Origin of the sequence: Micromonospora sp. NPDC005257, assembly GCF_042872445.1 — a bacterium.
GTDB lineage: Bacteria > Actinomycetota > Actinomycetes > Mycobacteriales > Micromonosporaceae > Micromonospora.
Genome location: NZ_JBIAKL010000008.1, coordinates 193,022 through 211,676 on the forward strand (window position 1 = coordinate 193,022; position 18,655 = coordinate 211,676).

The 18,655-nt window shown below is 73.6% G+C and carries 17 protein-coding genes; 13 read left to right on the forward strand and 4 right to left on the reverse strand.

Going from position 1 to position 18,655, the window contains the following annotated elements:
• The first annotated feature begins 6 nt into the window (after nt 1-6).
• The 6 genes from ACFYO8_RS18685 (at nt 7) to ACFYO8_RS18710 (ending at nt 6,847) form a co-directional block, all read left to right on the forward strand.
• A complete protein-coding gene (locus ACFYO8_RS18685; RefSeq protein ID WP_387257359.1) occupies nt 7-933 on the forward strand; it encodes a bifunctional riboflavin kinase/FAD synthetase in 927 nt (308 codons plus the stop codon).
• A 181-nt stretch (nt 934-1,114) separates the two neighbouring features.
• The gene (gene rpsO / locus ACFYO8_RS18690) at nt 1,115-1,384 is read left to right on the forward strand and encodes a 30S ribosomal protein S15 (RefSeq protein ID WP_013284678.1); all 270 of its coding nucleotides are present in this window, start codon (nt 1,115-1,117) and stop codon (nt 1,382-1,384) included.
• A gap of 220 nt (nt 1,385-1,604) precedes the next feature.
• A complete protein-coding gene (locus ACFYO8_RS18695) occupies nt 1,605-3,989 on the forward strand; it encodes a polyribonucleotide nucleotidyltransferase (protein ID WP_387257361.1) in 2,385 nt (794 codons plus the stop codon).
• 154 nt (nt 3,990-4,143) lie between these two features.
• The gene (locus tag ACFYO8_RS18700; protein ID WP_355094203.1) at nt 4,144-5,484 is read left to right on the forward strand and encodes a pitrilysin family protein; all 1,341 of its coding nucleotides are present in this window, start codon (nt 4,144-4,146) and stop codon (nt 5,482-5,484) included.
• A 54-nt stretch (nt 5,485-5,538) separates the two neighbouring features.
• On the forward strand, nt 5,539-6,300 hold the full coding sequence (gene dapB, locus ACFYO8_RS18705; RefSeq protein ID WP_357707708.1) for a 4-hydroxy-tetrahydrodipicolinate reductase: 762 nt from the start codon (nt 5,539-5,541) through the stop codon (nt 6,298-6,300).
• A 76-nt stretch (nt 6,301-6,376) separates the two neighbouring features.
• Nucleotides 6,377-6,847, forward strand: a complete 471-nt coding sequence (locus ACFYO8_RS18710; RefSeq protein ID WP_354865616.1) for a GNAT family N-acetyltransferase — start codon at nt 6,377-6,379, stop codon at nt 6,845-6,847.
• Here ACFYO8_RS18710 and ACFYO8_RS18715 read toward each other — a convergent pair.
• Nucleotides 6,838-7,437: a GNAT family N-acetyltransferase gene (locus ACFYO8_RS18715; RefSeq protein WP_354865614.1), complete on the reverse strand. Its 600-nt coding sequence runs from the start codon at nt 7,435-7,437 to the stop codon at nt 6,838-6,840. The two genes, ACFYO8_RS18710 and ACFYO8_RS18715, sit on opposite strands and share 10 nt — an antisense overlap.
• A gap of 35 nt (nt 7,438-7,472) precedes the next feature.
• Here ACFYO8_RS18715 and ACFYO8_RS18720 point away from each other — a divergent pair, with 35 nt between their 5' ends.
• Entirely contained in the window at nt 7,473-8,777 is a 1,305-nt protein-coding gene (locus ACFYO8_RS18720; protein ID WP_354865613.1) for a glycosyltransferase family 87 protein, read from the forward strand.
• Here ACFYO8_RS18720 and ACFYO8_RS18725 read toward each other — a convergent pair.
• Nucleotides 8,682-9,227, reverse strand: coding sequence for a GNAT family N-acetyltransferase (locus ACFYO8_RS18725; protein WP_354865611.1), 546 nt, complete (start codon nt 9,225-9,227; stop codon nt 8,682-8,684). The two genes, ACFYO8_RS18720 and ACFYO8_RS18725, sit on opposite strands and share 96 nt — an antisense overlap.
• 79 nt (nt 9,228-9,306) lie before the next feature.
• Here ACFYO8_RS18725 and ACFYO8_RS18730 point away from each other — a divergent pair, with 79 nt between their 5' ends.
• The 6 genes from ACFYO8_RS18730 (at nt 9,307) to ACFYO8_RS18755 (ending at nt 16,420) form a co-directional block, all read left to right on the forward strand.
• Nucleotides 9,307-10,536 carry a DNA glycosylase AlkZ-like family protein gene (locus ACFYO8_RS18730; protein ID WP_354865610.1) on the forward strand — a complete coding sequence of 410 codons (1,230 nt, stop codon included), beginning with the start codon at nt 9,307-9,309 and terminating at the stop codon, nt 10,534-10,536.
• Nucleotides 10,526-11,137, forward strand: coding sequence for a DUF2752 domain-containing protein (locus ACFYO8_RS18735; RefSeq protein ID WP_354865608.1), 612 nt, complete (start codon nt 10,526-10,528; stop codon nt 11,135-11,137). The genes ACFYO8_RS18730 and ACFYO8_RS18735 overlap by 11 nt, the downstream gene beginning before the upstream one ends.
• A gap of 101 nt (nt 11,138-11,238) precedes the next feature.
• Nucleotides 11,239-11,976 (forward strand): FAD-dependent thymidylate synthase, encoded by a 738-nt coding sequence (gene thyX / locus ACFYO8_RS18740; RefSeq protein ID WP_120573916.1) that lies wholly within the window; start codon nt 11,239-11,241, stop codon nt 11,974-11,976.
• Between the two features lie 52 nt (nt 11,977-12,028).
• A complete protein-coding gene (gene dapA / locus ACFYO8_RS18745) occupies nt 12,029-12,955 on the forward strand; it encodes a 4-hydroxy-tetrahydrodipicolinate synthase (RefSeq protein ID WP_354865607.1) in 927 nt (308 codons plus the stop codon).
• A 51-nt stretch (nt 12,956-13,006) separates the two neighbouring features.
• On the forward strand, nt 13,007-14,695 hold the full coding sequence (locus tag ACFYO8_RS18750) for a ribonuclease J (protein WP_354865605.1): 1,689 nt from the start codon (nt 13,007-13,009) through the stop codon (nt 14,693-14,695).
• Between the two features lie 174 nt (nt 14,696-14,869).
• Nucleotides 14,870-16,420: a S1 family peptidase gene (locus tag ACFYO8_RS18755; RefSeq protein WP_355047384.1), complete on the forward strand. Its 1,551-nt coding sequence runs from the start codon at nt 14,870-14,872 to the stop codon at nt 16,418-16,420.
• An 88-nt stretch (nt 16,421-16,508) separates the two neighbouring features.
• Here ACFYO8_RS18755 and ACFYO8_RS18760 read toward each other — a convergent pair whose 3' ends face one another.
• Both ACFYO8_RS18760 and ACFYO8_RS18765 read right to left on the reverse strand, forming a co-directional pair.
• Nucleotides 16,509-18,155 carry a YbjN domain-containing protein gene (locus ACFYO8_RS18760; RefSeq protein WP_355047383.1) on the reverse strand — a complete coding sequence of 549 codons (1,647 nt, stop codon included), beginning with the start codon at nt 18,153-18,155 and terminating at the stop codon, nt 16,509-16,511.
• On the reverse strand, nt 18,152-18,631 hold the full coding sequence (locus ACFYO8_RS18765) for a YbjN domain-containing protein (RefSeq protein ID WP_354865599.1): 480 nt from the start codon (nt 18,629-18,631) through the stop codon (nt 18,152-18,154). The genes ACFYO8_RS18760 and ACFYO8_RS18765 overlap by 4 nt, the downstream gene beginning before the upstream one ends.
• Between the last annotated feature and the right edge of the window lie 24 nt (nt 18,632-18,655).

The following is an 18,655-nucleotide window of genomic DNA, read 5'->3' on the forward strand; positions in this document are numbered from 1 at the left end:
AACGGCATGCAGCGGTGGCGGGGGTACGAGGCGGCGCCCGGCGGGGGGGGACGATCGGTGGTCACCATCGGCGTCTTCGACGGCGTGCACCGGGGGCACCAGGCCACCATCGGGCACACCGTGGCGCGCGCCCGGGAGCTGGGCGTCAAGTCGGTGGTGGTGACGTTCGACCCGCATCCGGCCGAGGTGGTGCGCCCCGGCTCGCACCCGGCGGTGCTGACCGAGCCGGCCCGCAAGGCCGAGCTGATCGAGGCGCTCGGCGTGGACGTGCTCTGCGTGGTGCCGTTCACAGTCGAGTTCTCCCGGCTGCCATCCGAGGCGTTCGTGCACGACGTCCTGGTCGAGCACCTGCACGCCGCACTGGTGGTGGTCGGCGACAACTTCCGGTTCGGGCACCGGGCCGCCGGCGACGTGCCCCTGCTGGAGCGGCTGGGCAGCACCTTCGGGTTCGCCGTCGAGGGGGCGCCGCTGGTCGCCGAGGGGGGGACGGTCTTCTCCTCCACGTACATCAGGTCCTGCGTCGACGCGGGCGACGTGGGCGCGGCGGCGGCGGCGCTGGGCCGCCCGCACCGGGTCGAGGGCGTGGTGGTCCGCGGCGATCAGCGTGGACGTGAGCTGGGTTACCCGACGGCCAACCTGCTGACCCACAGGTACGCGGCGGTGCCCGCCGACGGCGTGTACGCGGCCCGCCTGGTGCGCCGCGACGGCGAACCGCTGGCCGCGGCGGTGTCGATCGGCACCAACCCGACGTTCTCCGGGCAGGAGCGGCGGGTGGAGGCGTACGCGCTGGACTTCACCGGCGACCTGTACGGCGAGCGGCTGGCCCTGGACTTCGTGGCGCACCTGCGTGAGCAGCGGAGGTACGACGCGATCGAGCCGCTGGTGGCCCAGATGGCCGAGGACGTGGAGCGCACCCGCCGGGCGGTGCTCTGACCCGTCCGGACCACCTTGACCGGCCGTCCGTCCCGAGGGCTGGTAAGCTGACGAAGACGTCGGCTGACCGACGGGGGCCTCGCGTGCCTGCACGACGCCGCGGGTGCGAGGAACCGGTCCGTTGCACCGGTCACCACGACCGCTCCGGACCTCATCGAATGACCCACGAAACAGGGAGAACATGGCGCTCGACCAGGAAGCCAAGGCCAAGATCCGCCAGGAGTACGCGACCGCCGAGGGTGACACCGGCTCGCCCGAGGTGCAGGTCGCGGTCCTGACCAAGCGGATCGCGGAGCTCACCGAGCACCTGAAGGTGCACAAGCACGACCACCACAGCCGCCGTGGGCTGCTGCTGCTGGTCGGCCGGCGCCGCCGGCTGCTCAACTACGTCCAGAAGAAGGACATCAACCGCTACCGGTCGCTCATCGAGCGGCTCGGCCTGCGTCGATGACCTGACGGGGGAGTGGCCGCCTGGCTGCTCCCCCGTTCCGGTACCACCGAAGAACCCGGCCGCGCGACACCCGAAGAGGGAGCCGGTCAGCACCGGTCTCCGGTAGTGGCCCCCGGGAACCCCGGCACGACGCCGGCCATCCCGGGCGCTTCGATCGAAGACCGGCCGCCTGAGCAGTTCCCGTGTCGTCGGCCGACGACGCGAAGGAGCACCACAGCACATGACCGAGACCAAACTCGGCACCGAATCCCGCACCGCCGTGATCGACAACGGGGCCTTCGGCACCCGGGAGATCACCTTCTCCACCGGCCGGCTGGCCCGCCAGGCCGCCGGCTCCGTCGTCGCCCAGCTCGGCGAGACTGTCGTCCTCTCCGCGACCACGGCCGGCAAGCACCCGCGCGAGTCGTTCGACTTCTTCCCGCTGACCGTGGACGTCGAGGAGCGGATGTACGCCGCGGGCCGGATCCCCGGCTCGTTCTTCCGCCGCGAGGGCCGCCCCAGCGAGGACGCCATCCTCACCTGCCGGCTCATCGACCGGCCGCTGCGCCCGTCCTTCGTCAAGGGCCTGCGCAACGAGGTCCAGGTCGTCGAGACCATCCTCGCGCTCGACCCGCAGCACCCGTACGACGTGGTGGCGATCAACGCCGCGTCGATGTCGACCAAGCTCTCCGGCCTGCCGTTCTCCGGCCCGATCGGGGCGACCCGGGTCGCGCACGTGGACGGCCAGTGGGTCGCCTTCCCGACCCTGGAGGAACTGGCCCGGGCCACCTTCGACATGGTCGTGGCCGGCCGCACCCTGCCGGACGGCGAGGTCGCGATCATGATGGTCGAGGCCGAGGCCACCCCGAACGCGGTGACCCTGATCTCCGAGGGCGCGACCGCGCCGACCGAGGAGATCGTGGCGAGCGGCCTGGAGGCCGCCAAGCCGGCCATCCGTGAGCTGTGCCGGGCGCAGAGCGAGCTGGCCGAGGTGGCCGCCAAGCCGGTCAGCGAGTTCCCGGTGTTCCTGGACTACCAGGACGACGTGTACGACGCGGTGGCCGGCGTGGCCCGCGCCGACGTCACCGAGGCGCTGAAGATCGCTGGCAAGGCCGACCGCGAGGAGGCCCTGGACCGGATCAAGGCCAAGGTCGCCGAGGAGCTGGGCGGCCGGTTCGAGGGCCGTGAGAAGGAGCTCTCCGCCGCGTTCCGGTCGCTGACCAAGTCCGAGGTCCGCAACCGGGTGCTGCGCGAGCAGGTCCGCATCGACGGGCGCGGCCCGCGTGACATCCGTCCGCTGACCGCCGAGGTCGGCGTGCTGCCGCGGGTGCACGGCTCGGCGCTGTTCGAGCGCGGCGAGACCCAGATCCTGGGCGTCACCACGCTGAACATGCTGCGCATGGAGCAGATGGTGGACACGCTGTCCCCGGAGAACCGCAAGCGCTACATGCACAACTACAACTTCCCGCCTTACTCGACCGGTGAGACTGGCCGGGTGGGCTCGCCGAAGCGGCGCGAGATCGGCCACGGCGCGCTCGCCGAGCGTGCGCTGCTCCCGGTGCTGCCGTCGCGTGAGGAGTTCCCCTACGCCATCCGGCAGGTCTCCGAGGCGCTCAGCTCCAACGGCTCCACCTCGATGGGTTCGGTCTGCGCCTCGACGCTGGGCCTGCTCTCCGCCGGTGTGCCGCTGAAGGCGCCGGTCGCCGGCATCGCCATGGGCCTCATCTCCGACGAGGTCGACGGCAAGACCCAGTACGTGACGCTCACCGACATCCTCGGCGCCGAGGACGCGTTCGGCGACATGGACTTCAAGGTCGCCGGCACCCGGGACTTCGTCACCGCGCTCCAGCTCGACACCAAGCTGGACGGCATCCCGTCGGACGTGCTGGCCGCCGCGCTGCAGCAGGCGCACGAGGCCCGGCAGACCATCCTCGACGTGATGCAGCGGGCCATCGAGACGCCGGCCGAGATGTCGGACTACGCGCCGCGGGTGACCACCGTCAAGATCCCGGTTGACAAGATCGGCATGGTGATCGGCCCGAAGGGCCAGACCATCAACGCGATCCAGGACGAGACCGGCGCCGAGATCTCCATCGAGGACGACGGCACGATCTACGTCGGCGCGACAAACGGCCCGTCGGCCCAGGCCGCTGTGGACCGGATCAACGGGATCGCCAACCCGACGCTGCCCAAGGTCGGCGAGCGGTTCCTCGGCACCGTGGTGAAGACCGCCGCGTTCGGCGCCTTCATCTCGCTGCTGCCGGGCCGCGACGGCCTGCTGCACATCTCCAAGGTGGGCGACGGCAAGCGGGTCGAGAAGGTCGAGGACTTCCTCAACGTCGGCGACAAGGTCGAGGTGGAGATCGCGGACATCGACGCCCGCGGCAAGATCTACCTGGACAAGATCCGCCCGGAGGGCGCCGAGGCGCCGGCCGAGGGCGGGGCCGGCGGCGGTGACCGTCCGTCGGGCCGGGACCGCGGCGGCGACCGTGGCCCGCGCGACCGGGGTGACCGCGAGCGCCGTACCGAGGGCGGCGAGCGTCGTTCCGAGGGCGGCGAGCGTCGTTCCGAGGGTGGCGAGGGCGGCGGCGACTCCCGTCCGCGCCGCCGTACCCGGCACAGCTGATCCACCGACCGGCCCGGGTGACCTGCGCGTCACCCGGGCCGGCCCACGGCTCCAGGTCGCCCGCGCGAGCTGGAGCCGTCGTACGTCCCGCCGTTCCTCGTCATCCGGAGAGCAGGTGCTCGTGAGTTCGTCAGCCGCCTCGACGGGACGGGGGGTGACGTCGACCGGGCCGGTTTCGGCGGCCCGCGCGGTCACCCGCACGCTCACCGACGACCCGCTCGGCGGCACCGTCCGCCGTACCGTGCTGCCCAGCGGGCTGCGGGTGCTCACCGAGGCGATCCCGGCGATGCGCAGCGTGTCGTTCGGCATCTGGGTGGCTGTCGGCTCGCGCGACGAGACCGGCTCGCAGGCCGGCGCCGCGCACTTCCTGGAGCACCTGCTGTTCAAGGGCACCAACAAGCGCAGCGCGCTGGAGATCTCGGCGCAGATCGAGGCGGTGGGCGGCGAGACGAACGCCTTCACCACGAAGGAATACACCTGCTACTACGCGCGGGTGCTGGACGAGGACCTGCCGCTGGCCATCGACGTCATGTGCGACCTGGTCGCCGACTCGGTGCTGGCCGCACCCGACGTGGAGACCGAGCGCGGCGTCATCCTCGAAGAGATCGCCATGCACGACGACGAGCCCGGCGACGAGGTGCACGACCTGTTCGCCCGCGCCGTCTACGGCGACCACCCGCTGGGCCGGCTCATCTCCGGCACGGAGGAGACGGTCACGCCGATGACCCGGCGGCAGATCCAGGGCTTCTACCGCCGCCGCTACACCGCGCCGCAGATCGTGATCGCCGCCGCCGGCAACCTCGACCACGCCGCCGTGGTCAAGCTGGTCCGGCAGGCGCTGCGCGGCACCCCGCTGGACACCGACCCGGCCGCGCCGGCACCGCATCGGGCGGCCACCCCGGCGGTACGCACCAAGCCGGCCACCACGCTCGTCGAGCCGAAGGAGACCGAGCAGGCGCACGTCATCCTCGGCTGCCCGGGGATCGACCGCACCGACGACCGGCGGTTCGCGCTCGGCGTGCTGAACAACGTGCTCGGCGGCGGCATGTCCAGCCGGCTGTTCCAGCAGATCCGGGAGCAGCGCGGCCTGGCTTACTCGGTCTACTCCTACGCCAGCCAGTACGCCGACAGCGGCGTCTTCGCCGTCTACGCCGGGTGCGCGCCGGGCAAGGTGGACGAGGTGCTGGACCTGACCCGCGCCGAGCTGGCGCGGGTGGCCGCCGAGGGGATCACCGAGGCGGAACTGGCCCGGGGCAAGGGGATGAGCAAGGGCTCGTTCGTGCTCGGGCTGGAGGACACCGGCTCGCGGATGAGCCGGCTCGCCAAGGGCGAACTGCTCTACGGCAACCTGATGCCGGTGGACGACCTGCTGGCCCGGGTGGACGCGGTGACGCTGGCCGACGTGAACGACCTGGCGGCCGAGTTGCTCGGCCGGCCGATGTCGCTGGCCGTGGTCGGCCCGTTCGACTCCGGCAGTTTCACGGTCACCGGCTGAGCGCCGTACCGGTCCGCCGGACCGCGCACCGGGCGCTGGGATAGGTTGTGGCCCGTGACTGAGCAGCAGAGGACGGCGGCCCGGGTCGGTGTGCTGGGCGCCCGGGGCCGGATGGGCATGGAGGTCTGCAAGGCGGTCGACTCCGCCGCCGACCTGGAGCTGGTGGCGGCCGTCGACCAGGGTGACGACCTGGACGCGGTGGCCCAGGCGGGCGCCGAGGTGGTCGTCGACTTCACCACCCCCGACGCGGTCATGGACAACCTGCGCTGGTGCGTCGAGCGGGGCATCCACGCCGTGGTGGGCACCACCGGCTTCACCGGGCAGCGGCTCGACCAGGTGCGCGAATGGCTGTCCGGCCGTCCCGGCGTGGGCCTGGTCATCGCCCCGAACTTCGGCATCGGCGCGGTGCTGATGATGCAGTTCGCGGCGCGCGCCGCCCGCTACTTCGAGTCGGTCGAGATCGTCGAGCAGCACCACCCGCGCAAGCTGGACGCGCCGAGCGGCACCGCCACCCACACCGCCCGGCTGATCGCCGCGGCCCGCGCCGACGCCGGCCTGGGGCCCGCGCCGGACGCCACCCGCGACGAGGTGGCGGGCGCGCGCGGCGCCGACATCGACGGGGTACGCGTGCACGCGGTGCGCGCCACCGGCCTGGTCGCCCACCAGGAGGTGCTGTTCGGCACCACGGGCGAGACGCTGACCATCCGGCACGACTCGTACGACCGGGTGTCCTTCATGCCCGGCGTGCTGCTCGCGGTCCGGGAGGTGGCCCGCCGCCCCGGTCTCACGGTCGGCCTGGACGCCCTGCTCGACTGAACCCGCGCGGCGTGCCCCCGGCCCGCTGCCGGAAACCGTTTGGCCTGCTCGGCGGTGTGGACCTAGGCTGCTTTCCATGATCGATTCCGGACACTCCGACCGCGCCGGCCGCCGGGTGACGCTGCGGCCGGTGGACGACGACAACTGGCGGGCCGTGGCGGACGTCGCCCCGCGCGACGACCAGCGTGCCTTCGTCGCCGCGCTGGCCGCCCGCTACCTGCTGCTGACCATGCGCTCGGACGTCTGGAACTCGCTGGCCGTCTACGCCGACGAGACGGTCGTCGGCCACGTCATGTGGGGAGTGGACGACGACGGGTCGCGCTGGATCGGCGGAATGGTGATCGACGCCGCCGAGCAGGGCCGAGGGCTGGGCCGTGCCACCGTGCGGACGCTCACCGACTGGCTCGCCGAGGCCGGCGAGCCGATCCGCCTCAGCTACCACCCCGACAACAAGCCCGCCGCCGCTCTCTACACGTCCCTGGGTTTCCACCCCACAGGCGCGGTCGAGGACGACGAGCTGGTAGCCGAACTCCCCCCTCAGGGGTGATCGCCACCGGGCTGTGGCGGAAGGTCTTCCTCCGAGACGGCTACGTGGAGGCGGAGCTGGGGGACCAGCATGTCGTCCACGTCCAGCGCGCGGGTCGCGCCGTCCGGCTCCCAGCCGGTCGAGCCGAGGAAGTTGCGGGTCGCCGTGTCGGCGTCGAACGCCCACGCCACCGCCCGGGTCAGACCGTCGCCGCGCCAGTGCTCGACGGCCGCGGCGAGCAGCCGGCTGCCGTGCCCGCGCCGCCCCCACCGGGGCTCGATCAGCAGGTCGGTCACCGCCGCGACGTCCGATCCGAGCGCCTCGGCCGGCTCGTCCGGGGCGAGCGCGTCGGAATCGGCCGGACCGGAGGCGACGAACCCCACCAGATAGGATTGCGCCGCCTGTTCGACGGCGACCAGCACCCGGTGCGCGCCCGAGGGCGGCTCCTGCACCGCCGCGTTCCACCGCCGCGCGAGGTACGCCTCGTCGAGGTTGTCGAGCACGTGCCGTGGCAGGATCCGGCGGTACGCGAGCCGCCAGGTCGCGAGCTGGATGCGTGCGATCTCGCCGGCGTCCTCGGGACGCGCGGGCCGGACGTAGCCTGCAGCCATGGCACGTGAGCCTACGCAGGGCGAGGAGGGTGACTGTGGCGCAGGGTGCCGGGCGGACGATCACGCAGGTCGTCGCCGTGGCCGCGCTCGCCGCGGCGGTCACCGTGTTCCTCTCCGTGGCGGCGGTCCGGCACGGCTTCTTCGACCTGCAGGTCTACTACGGCGCGCTGACGTACTGGGCGCGTGACGGCGGGGAGATCTACGACTTCCTGCGCCCCGGCACCCAGTACGGCTTCACGTATCCGCCGTTCGCCGCGCTGGTGATGCTGCCCATGGCGTACCTGCCGTGGGTCGCGGCGATCGTGGTGAGCGTGACCGCCACGGTGCTGACGAGCGCCGTGGTCATCTGGCGGCTGCTGGACCCGGTGGCCCGCCGGTCCGGCTGGACCCGTTGGTTCGCGCTCGCGGTCGCGCTCTGCCTGGCCGCCGCGTACGAGCCGATGCGCGAGACGGTCAACTTCGGCCAGGTCAACATGCTGCTGCTGTTCCTGGTGGCGGTGGACCTGCTGTGGCTGCTGCCGGCGCGCAGCCGCTGGGCGGGCGTGGGCATCGGCCTGGCCACCGCGATCAAGCTGACACCCGGCATCTTCATCGTCTACCTGCTGGTCACCGGCCGCTGGCGGGCCGCGCTGACCACCGTCGGCGCGGCCGCCGTCGCCACGCTCGTGGCGGCCGGTTTCTTCCCCGACGCCTCCCGGGAGTTCTGGACCGAGGCGCTGTGGAACACCGACCGGGTCGGTGAGCTGGCGTTCGTCTCCAACCAGTCGCTGCGCGGGGTGGTCGCCCGGCTCGACCCGCAGCATCCGAGCACGATCGCCTGGCTGGTGCTCGTACTCCTGACGCTCGTGGTGTGGGCGTGGCGGTCGCGGGCGGCGGTGGCCGCCGGCGACGAGGCCACCGGCCTGGCCCTCACCGGCGCGGTGATGTGCCTGGTCAGCCCGGTCACCTGGGTGCACCACCTGGTCTGGCTGCTGCCGGGTCTGATCCTGCTCGTCGACAACGGCATGGCGGCGCCCGCGCGCAGCCGCCGGCGCCGCCTGCTGCTGGCCGCCGCGGTGATCGGGTACGCGCTGCTGTGCAGCCGGATCGTCTGGTCCTGGGAGAAGGACTTCTCCGGCGTGGACGGCTTCCTCGGCAGCAACACGTACGTGTGGATCAGCCTGGCACTGCTGCTCGGGCTGCCGATCCGCCGCTGGCTCACGCCGGCCGGCGGTGAGCGGCGGGGCGTGGACGTCCCGGCCGGGTCAGCCTCCGGCGGTGTACCGCAACTCGCGGAGCAGGATCGGGGCGCGTCCACCGTGCAACGGCACCGCGTAGGTGGACTCGTCCCCGTCAGGTGAGTGCCCGGTCCGCTCGTAGAAGCGGCGGGCCCGGGTGTTGTCGGCCAGCACCCACAGCCGGTACGCCGTCCAGCCCCGCTCGGCCAGGCCGTCGCGGGCCGCCGCGAGCAGCGTCCGGGCGGCGCCCGAGCCCCAGTGCGCCGGCTCCAGGTAGATGGCGACCAGCTCGCCGTGCGCCGGGTCGAGGTCGCCGCGGTCCTGGTTGTTCCGGTACGGCCCGAACGTGGTGAACCCGACCATCACCCCGTCGTCCTCGGCGACCAGCGTGGTGAACGGGTGCTCCGGGTCGGCGGTGCCGAGGTCGCGGCGGCGCTGCGCCCAGGCGCGCGGGTTCAGCCGGCTCAGCACCTCCGCGGGCATGATCCCGGCGTAACCGGCCTGCCAGCCGTGGACGTGCACCCGGGCGATCGCCTCGGCGTCGTCCGGCTCCTCCCGACGGATGGTGAACACCTGTCCGTTCTATGCCCCGACGGGCGATCGGTCCAGTCGCCGCTCCCGGTGTCGTACCGCTGGATTAGGGTCGCCGACGATGGCCGTACCGGAATCGCTCTCCCTCGCCCAGGCCCGCCGGATCGCCCTGGCCGCCCAGGGTTTCACCGACCCGGCGCCTGCCGGCGTGCCCACCCGGCGGCACCTGCGCCGGGTCCTCGACCGGGTCGGGCTGATCCAGATGGACTCGGTGAACGTGCTCCAGCGGGCGCACTACCTGCCGCTCTACAGCCGGCTCGGGCCCTACCCGACGACCCTGCTCGACACCGCCGCCTACCGCCGCCCCCGCGAGCTTTTCGAGTACTGGGCGCACGAGGCGTCGCTGGTGCCGGTCGGGCTGCACCCGGTGCTGCGCTGGCGGATGGCGAAGGCCCGCGACGAGGCGTGGGGCGGGATGCGCCGGATCGCCGAGGAGCAGCCCGAGCTGGTCGCCTGGGTCCGCGACGAGGTGGCCGCCCGGGGTCCGCTGACCGCCGCCGAGATCGAGCACGACGCGCCCCGGGAGACCGGCAACTGGGGCTGGAACTGGTCGGCGGTGAAGAGGGCGCTGGAGTTCCTCTTCTGGGCCGGCGAGGTCACCGCCGCCGGCCGCACCAACTCGTTCGCCCGCCGCTACGACCTGCCCGAGCGGGTGCTTCCGGCCGCCGTGCTGGACGCGCCCACCCCGGCCGACGCCGAGGCGCACCGCACGCTCGTGTCGATGGCCGCCCGTTCGCTCGGTGTCGCCGCCGAGCCGGAGCTGCGCGACTACTTCCGGCTTCCGGTCGCCGGGGCGCGACGCGCGGTGGCCGAGCTGGTCGAGGCGGGCGAGCTGACCCCGGTCACGGTGCAGGGCTGGCGGCAGCCCGCCTACCTGCACGCCGACGCCCGGCTGCCCCGGTGGGTACGCGGCAACACGCTGGTGAGCCCGTTCGACCCGTTGGTCTGGGAACGGGCGCGCACCGAGCGGCTGTTCGGCTTCACGTACCGGATCGAGATCTACGTGCCGGCGCCCCAGCGCGTCTACGGCTACTACGTGCTGCCGTTCCGCCAGGGCGAGCGCTTCACCGCCCGGGTCGACCTCAAGGCCGACCGGAAGGCCGGGGTGCTGCTGGTGCCGGCCGCCTGGGTCGAGCCGGGCGCCGACCCGGGGGAGACCGCCGTGGCGCTCGCCGCCGAGCTGTACCGGCTGGGCGGCTGGCTCGGCCTGGACGCGGTCGCCCCGCCCGTCGCGGGCGACCTGGCGGGGCCGCTGGCCGCCGCGCTGGCAGGCCTGGCGGGTGTACGGTGAGCGCGTGACGAGCGTTGACCGGCCTGCCACCGCGCCCGACCCGCACACGCGCCCGGACACCGATCCGCACCCGCACCTGTCGCACCCGCACGGCCCGCACGCTCCCGACGGGTCGTGGCCGGGGGGTTACCCGGTGGCGTACCAGCCGGTCGAGGCCGACCGGTTCACCCGGATGGTGCTGCGCCTGCACGCCCGCGCCCCGCGCTGGGCGGTGCCGCTCGCCGCGCTCGGCTGCGTCGGCGTCGGCATCGCGTACGCGATGATCAGCGACCCGACCCGGAGCGACCCGGACGCCCCGCCGTCCTGCCTGCTCAAGCTCACCACCGGTCTGGACTGCCCGGGCTGCGGCGGCACCCGCGCCCTCTGGTACGTGCTGCACGGCGACCTGCCCGCTGCGGCCCGGCACCACTTCCTTTTCGTCTTCGCGCTGCCGTTCCTGACCTGGCTCTTCGTGGCCTGGGCCGGCAACCGGGCGTTCGGCTGGAAGCTGCCCGAGGCGCAGTTCAGCCCCAAGGTCATCGGCGTGTTCATGGCCGCCTGGGCGGTCTTCTCGGTCGTCCGCAACCTCCCGTGGGCCCCCTTCACCTCGCTCTACGTCTGACCTCCCGCCGCCCACGAAGCCTGGTGGAAGGCGGGTGGTCGGCCGCGTGGCCGATTTCCGCGGCGAGGGGCGGGGCCACTACAGTCGCAGGAATGCCGGAGATGGTTCAGCCCCAGGTCAAGTTGATCGCGTGGACCCAGTTCCAGGCGCCGGAAGAGGTGCCCTGGTCCACCGACGCCGACGGCGGGCAGGCGCTCGCCGAGTTCGCCGGCCGGGCCTGCTACCAGAGCTGGAAGAAGCCGAACCCGGCGACCGCCACGAACGCCGGCTACCTGGCGCACATCCTGGAGGTCGGCCACCTGAGCGTGCTGGAGCACGGCTCGGTGAGCTTCTACTTCAGCGGCGTCTCCCGGTCCTTCACGCACGAGCTGATCCGGCACCGGCACTTCTCCTACTCGCAGCTGTCCCAGCGCTACGTGCCCGAGCGGGACGCGGCGATGGTCGAGCCGTCGGTGATCGCCGACGACCCGGAGCTGCACAAGAAGTTCGTCGAGGCCACCGACGCGGCGGTGCGGGCGTACACCGAGTTGCTGGAGGGGCTGGAGGCCCGCTTCACCGACGAGCCCAACCCGACGCTGCGCCGCAAGCAGGCCCGCCAGGCGGCGCGGGCGGTGCTGCCCAACGCCACCGAGACGCGGATCGTGGTGACCGGCAACTACCGGGCCTGGCGGCACTTCGTGAAGATGCGCGCCACGGAGCACGCCGACGTGGAGATCCGCGAGCTGGCGGTGGAGTGCCTGCGCCAGCTCAAGGGTGTCGCGCCGAACGTCTTCGCCGACTTCGTGATCTCCACTCTGCCCGACGGCACCGAGGTGGCAGCGTCGCCGCACGCCGAGTGACTCGTCGCCCTTCGCCGCCGGGCCACCGGCGGTCGTCCGCTAGGTTGTGAGCATGACGCACGACCACTCCACCGACCCGAGCCGGGGCGCGTCCCGCCCGTTCGGGCGAGTGATGACGGCCATGGTGACCCCGTTCGCGCCGGATGGCGGGCTGGACCTGGACGGCGCCGCCCGGCTGGCCGAATACCTCGTGGACGAGCAGGGCAACGACGCGCTGGTGCTCAACGGCACCACCGGCGAGTCCCCGACCACCACCGAGGCGGAGAAGGAGTCGCTGATCCGCGCCGTGGTCGAGGCGGTCGGCGACCGGGCCCGGATCGTCGCCGGGGTGGGCACCAACGACACCCGGCACACGGTCGAGCTGGCCGCGCAGGCCGAGAAGGCCGGCGCGCACGGCTTGCTGGTGGTCACGCCCTACTACAACAAGCCGCCGCAGGCCGGGCTGCTGCGTCACTTCACCACTGTCGCGGACGCCACCGGCCTGCCGGTCATGCTCTACGACATCCCGCACCGCGCGGGTGTGGCGATCGCCACCGAGACGCTGGTGAAGCTGGCCGAGCACGGCCGGATCGTCGCGGTGAAGGACGCCAAGGGCGACCTGTTCGCCACCGCCGAGGTGCTCAGCCGCACCGACCTGGCCTACTACAGCGGCGAGGACGCGCTCACCCTGCCGATGTTGTCGGTCGGCGCGGTCGGCGTGGTCGGCACCTCCACCCACTTCACCGGTGCGCTGACCAAGCGGATGATCGAGGCGTTCGAGGCGGGCGACAACGCCGCCGCGCTCACGCTGCACCGGCAGTTGCTGCCGCTCTACACCGGTATCTTCCGCACCCAGGGCACGATCCTGGTGAAGGCCGGCCTCGCGGCCCAGGGCCGCCCGGCCGGTCCGGTGCGACCGCCGCTCGTCGACGCCACCGGCGACGAACTGGCCCAGCTGCGCGCCGACTGCGCCGCGGCGGGCCTGCCCCTGCCCGAATGACCAAACGAGACGACGGACGCCGCGCGACGGCGTCGCAGAATGAGGTGACGCGTGACCGAGGCGCACATCGAGGGTGAGCTGCCCCCGCCGCTGCCCGAGGGCGGCCTGCGGATCATCCCGCTCGGCGGACTCGGCGCCATCGGCCGGAACATGACCGTCTTCGAGTACGACGGCAAGCTGCTCATCGTCGACTGCGGGGTGCTCTTCCCCGACGTCGAGCAGCCGGGCGTGGATCTGATCCTGCCCGACTTCGGTCCGATCCTGGACCGGCTGGCCGACGTGCAAGCGATCGTGCTCACGCACGGCCACGAGGACCACATCGGCGCCGTGCCGTACCTGCTCGCCCACAAGCCGGACATCCCGCTCGTCGGCTCCCAGTTCACGCTCGCGCTGGTCGAGGCGAAGCTGGCCGAGCGGCGGATCCAGCCGTACACGCTGACCGTGCGGGAGGGCGGCCGGGAACGGCTGGGCCCGTTCGAGTGCGAGTTCTTCGCGGTGAACCACTCGATCCCGGACGCGCTGGCGGTGGCCATCCGTACCCCGGCCGGTCTGGTGCTGCACACCGGCGACTTCAAGATGGACCAGCTCCCGCTGGACGGGCGGATCACCGACCTGGCCGGGTTCGCCCGGCTCGGCGCCGAGGGCGTCGACCTGCTGCTGTCCGACTCGACGAACGCGGAGATCCCCGGGTTCGTCACGCCGGAGCGGGAGATCGGGCCGGTCCTGGACTCGATCTTCGCCAAGGCGAAGGGGCGGATCATCGTCGCCTCGTTCGCCTCGCACGTGCACCGGGTGCAGCAGGTCTTCGACTCTGCGGCCGAGCACGGCCGCAAGGTGGCCCTGATCGGCCGGTCCATGGTCCGCAACATGGGCATCGCCCGCGACCTGGGCCTGCTCAACATCCCGTCGGGCCTGGTGGTCGGCATCGAGGAGGCCACCAACCTGCCGCCCGAGCAGATCGTGCTGATGTCCACCGGTTCGCAGGGCGAGCCGATGAGCGCGCTGGGCCGGATGGCCAGCGGCGACCACCGGCACATCACCATCGCGCCGGGCGACACCGTGGTGCTGGCGTCGTCGCTGGTGCCGGGCAACGAGACGTCGGTCTACCGGGTGATCAACCGGCTGGCTCGCGCCGGCGCCGTGGTGGTGCACAAGGACGTGGCGAAGGTGCACGTCTCCGGCCACGCCCCGGCCGGGGAGCTGCTCTACCTGCTCAACGTCGTACGCCCGAGCAACCTGATGCCGGTGCACGGCGAGTGGCGGCACCTGCGGGCGCACGCCCGGCTCGGCATCGAGTCCGGCGTCGCGCCGGACCGGGTCGTGCTCTGCGAGGACGGCGACGTGGTCGACCTGGTCGAGGGCCGCGCCAGCGTGGTCGGGCGGGTGAAGAGCCGGTACGTCTACGTCGACGGTCTCGCCGTCGGCGACGTCAGCGAGTCGCTGCTCACCGAGCGGCGGATCCTCGGCGACGGTGGTTTCATCGCGACCACAGTCGTGGTCGACTCGGTCACCGGCAAGGTGGTCGCCGGGCCGACCGTCTCGGCGAAGGGCTTCTCCGAGGACCCGGGGGCGTTCAACCCCGTGATCCCGCTGATCACCGAGGCGCTGAACCGGGCCGCCGCGGACGGCATCACCGACCCGCACCAGCTCCAGCAGATCGTCCGCCGCACGGTGGGGCGCTGGGTCAACGACGCGTACCGCCGTCGGCCCATGATCGTCCCGACCGTCGTCGAGGTCTGACCCGACCGCGCCGCACGCCGGTCCACCGTCCGCGGTGGGCCGGCGTCGTCGCATTCCGGGTACGCCCCGACACGGCGCGTCGAAACCTGCCGCGCGTACTCATCCGATCGGCGTCCGTCTCCGTACCTCCCGACGGCCGGCGTGCCCCTGCGCCGGTCGGGAGGAGCGTGGCGGATGGACCGCAGACGGATGACAGCCATCGGCGTAGTGGTGGCGGCGGCCGGGTTGACGGCGGCGGTGACCCTGCCGTCGTTCGCCGGTGAGGAACCCCGGCGGGCCGCCCCGGCGGCCGACGGCGTCGCGCCGGAGGTCCTGGACGCGATGGGCCGCGACCTCGCGCTGACCCGCGACCAGGCGGTGAAGCGGCTGCGGACCGAGCGGTGGGCGGCCGGCGCCGTCACCCGGCTGCGCGGCGAACTCGGCGCCGGCTACGGCGGGAGCTGGCTCAGCGCGGACGGCGCCACGCTCACCGTGGCGGTGGCCGACGCGGCCGGCGAGGCGCGGGTACGGGCCGCGGGCGCGGTCCCGAAGCGGGTCGCCCGGGGCGTCGCCGAGCTGGACGCGGTGAAGACCCGGCTGGACGCGGCGGGCGCCGACGCCAGCCCCGACGTCGCCGGCTGGTACGTCGACGTCACCGACAACGCGGTGGCCGTGATCGCCCGGCCGGGCGCGGAGGCCGACGGTCGCCGGTTCGCCGCTGCCGCCGGATCGAAGACCGCGATGATCCGGGTGCGTACCGCCGACGAGGCGCCGCGTCCGCTGTTCGACGTGCGCGGCGGAGACGCCTACCTGATCAACAATGCGGGCCGCTGCTCGGTCGGCTTCTCGGTGGTCGGCGGGTTCGTCACCGCCGGGCACTGCGGACAGCCGGGGGATCGCACCACCGGATCCAACCGGGTCGCCCAGGGCACGTTCGCGGCCTCCTCGTTCCCCGGCGACGACTGGGCATTCGTCCGCGCCAACGCCGACTGGACGCCGCTGGGCGTGGTGACCGACTTCAACGGCGGCGGCACGGTGGCGGTGAACGGCTCCACCGAGGCGCCGGTCGGCGCGTCGATCTGCCGGTCCGGCTCCACCACCGGCACCCGCTGCGGCCTGGTCCAGGCGAAGAACGCCACAGTCAACTACCCCCAGGGGACGGTGACCGGGCTGACCCGCACGAACGTCTGCGCCGAGCCGGGTGACTCCGGCGGCGCGTGGCTCTCCGGTGATCAGGCGCAGGGCGTCACCTCCGGGGGCTCGGGCGACTGCACACGCGGCGGCACCACGTTCTTCCAGCCGGTCAACGAGATTCTCCAGCGCAACAACCTGACGCTGGTCACCGCCGGTGACCAGCCCGCGCCCACGCAGCCACCGGCGGGCGGCGGCGAGACCACCCCGCCGGTGACCGCCGAGCCCACCCCGCCGGCCGGCGACACCGACTGCTCCGGCCAGGTCAGCCGGACCGGCCGGATCGCCGCCGGACGGGCCCAGATCCAGCCGGACGGGCGCTTCTTCCGGGTGCCGGACGGCACCCAGGAGGCGTGCCTGGCCGCGCCGGACGGCGCCCGGGTGGTGCTGGAACTGCAACGCTTCACCGGCGGCGCGTTCCGCACCGTGGCTCGCACGACCTCCGCCGACGGCACGGCCCGGCTGACCGCCGAGACCCCGGCCGGCGCCTACCGGTACCGCGTCGTCGGGTTGTCCGGCTCCGGCGAGTACACGCTGGCGTTCTCCGCCCGCTGACCGCCGCACCAGACCGCGGCCCCCGATCACCACCGCCCGGTGGTCGGGGGCCGCGCCGCGCCGGCCGGTTCGCCGGCAGGCCGGGCACTCAGGGCAGCGCGGCGACCGCGTCGGCGTACGCGGTGCCGGTGCGGACCGCGGCGGCCACCAGCACCACGAGCTGAGCCGGAGCCACCCCGCAGGACAGGTCGGTGGAGACGCCCGCGGCCAGCACCAGCATTCCGTCGCCGGGTTCGTGCACGTACGCGGCGGGCAGCAGCCGATCGTGGTTCCAGGCGTTGCAGAACGCGTACGCCTCCGCGCGCCGCTCGGCCGGCAGCCGCCGCTGCGCCACCACCCGGGCGTGCAGCACGTCGCCCCGCCGCCCCAGCCGGCGGAACTGGATCGTGGCCTCGCCCCACCGCCCGGCGAGCGTGCCGTCCGGCTCCACCGTGTACGGCTCGCCCCGGGCGGCGAGCGCGGCGGCGAGCAGCGCCGCGTCCAGCGGGGCCGGTTCCTCCGGGCCGGGCGGGCCGGGCTCGGCCGGATCAGTTTCCGGCTCCTCGTCGAACTCGCTCTCGGCGGCCAGCGACACCGGCGCGGCGAGCGGCCGCTCGGCCAGCCAGGAGGCGATCCGGCCGGACTGGTGCCCGGTGCCGTTGCGGGCGTCGAAGCTGCCGGCGAGCGCCGTCGCCAGCGCTTGCAACTGCGTACCCAGCGTCGCCACGTCCACCTCGGCGGCGGGCCGGGAGCCGTGCCCGGGGCGGTGGATCCGCCGCCCGCCCAGCCCGGCCTCGGTGGCCAGGCCGCACAGCAGCGCGCCCGCCGCGGCGAACTCCATCGCGGACAGGTCGTCGGCCGGGCGGTCCAACTCGGGCAGTTGCTCGGTCAGAATCTCCAGCCCGCGATGCAGGTAGCCGCCCAGCGCGCAGAAGCGCAGATGCGCGGCGAGCAGCGGGAACGCGGTCCGCTCGCCCCGGTGCCGGCGATACGCGTGGACGTGTGCCCGGGCCGCCCGCGTCACCGCTCCGGTACGCAGCCAGGGCAGCAGCCCCACCGCGAGCGCCCGTTCGGGCTGGTCGGTGCAGGTCGCCGCCCCGGCCAGCGCTGCCTCCCGCTCGCCCCGCCGGGTCGGCGCCGTCTGCGGCTCGACCCAACCGGCCAGCGCCGGCGCCAGCGCCGCCAGAGCCGCCTCCGGCTCGCCCCAGCCGGCCAGGAGTTCGGCCCGCCGGGCCGGGGCGCACCCCGGACAGCCGCCCACCGGGTCCGTGGCGTCCGCCGCCGACCAGCGCTCGTACGCACGCCGGGCCGCAGGCTCGTCGCCGAGGTGGTCGGCGAGCCGGCAGCGCAGCTCCGCCACCGGGGCGGCGTCCTCGCCCAGCTCGTCGGCGAGCGCGTCCAACAGGGACCGGGCCTGGTCCAGGCCCACCCGGGGGGTGCCGAACGACGCCTCCACCGCGTGCCGCTGGTGCCGGCGCAACCGGGTCAGCTCCTCGGGGCGGGCGTCCAGCAGCCCGGGGTGCCGGGCCAGCGTGGCCCGCATCCGCCGGACCGGCTCCACCGCGCGCCACCGCTCGCCCCGGTGCAGGTACGCCTCGACCAGCGCGAACCGCGCCGACAGGGCGGTACGCGGATCGCCGGTGGCGTCCGCCCGCGACGCGATCCGTTCCAGCTCGGCGCAGCGCTCGGCGCCGTCGGGCCGGTCCCGGGCGTCGTCGAGCGCGGCGGCCAGTCCCCGGTCGCGTGCCGTGGTCACCGGAGCGTCCCGCCGGCCAGCTCGTCGACGGCGGCGGCGAGCTGGCACCCGGTGGTCACGCCACAGTCGACGAGCCGGTCGAGCTGGTGCGGCGTCACCCCGCGCTCCAGGTCGGCGGTGACCTCGCCGCACACCTGTGCCGACCCGTCGTCGGCGACGTGCACGTACGCCTTCGGCCAGAGCCGGTCGTGGTTCCACGTGTTGCAGAAGGCGTGCAGCTCGGGCACCCGCTCGATGCCGAAGTGGCGCGCCACGACCGTGCGCACCTGAAGAAGCTCGCCGGCCTCGCCCCGGCGGTGGAACCAGATCAGGTTCCGCTCCCAGCGGCCCACGAGCGCGCCGTCCGGTTCCTCGGCCACCGCGTACCCCCGGTGGCCCAGCACGGCGGCGATCAGCTCGCCGGTCAGCGGGCGCAGTTCCTGCGGGTGTCCGGCCAGCGGGCCGTCCGGACCGTCCTCGATCTCCGGCGACGCCATCGGGCATCCCTTCTGAGGCGAATA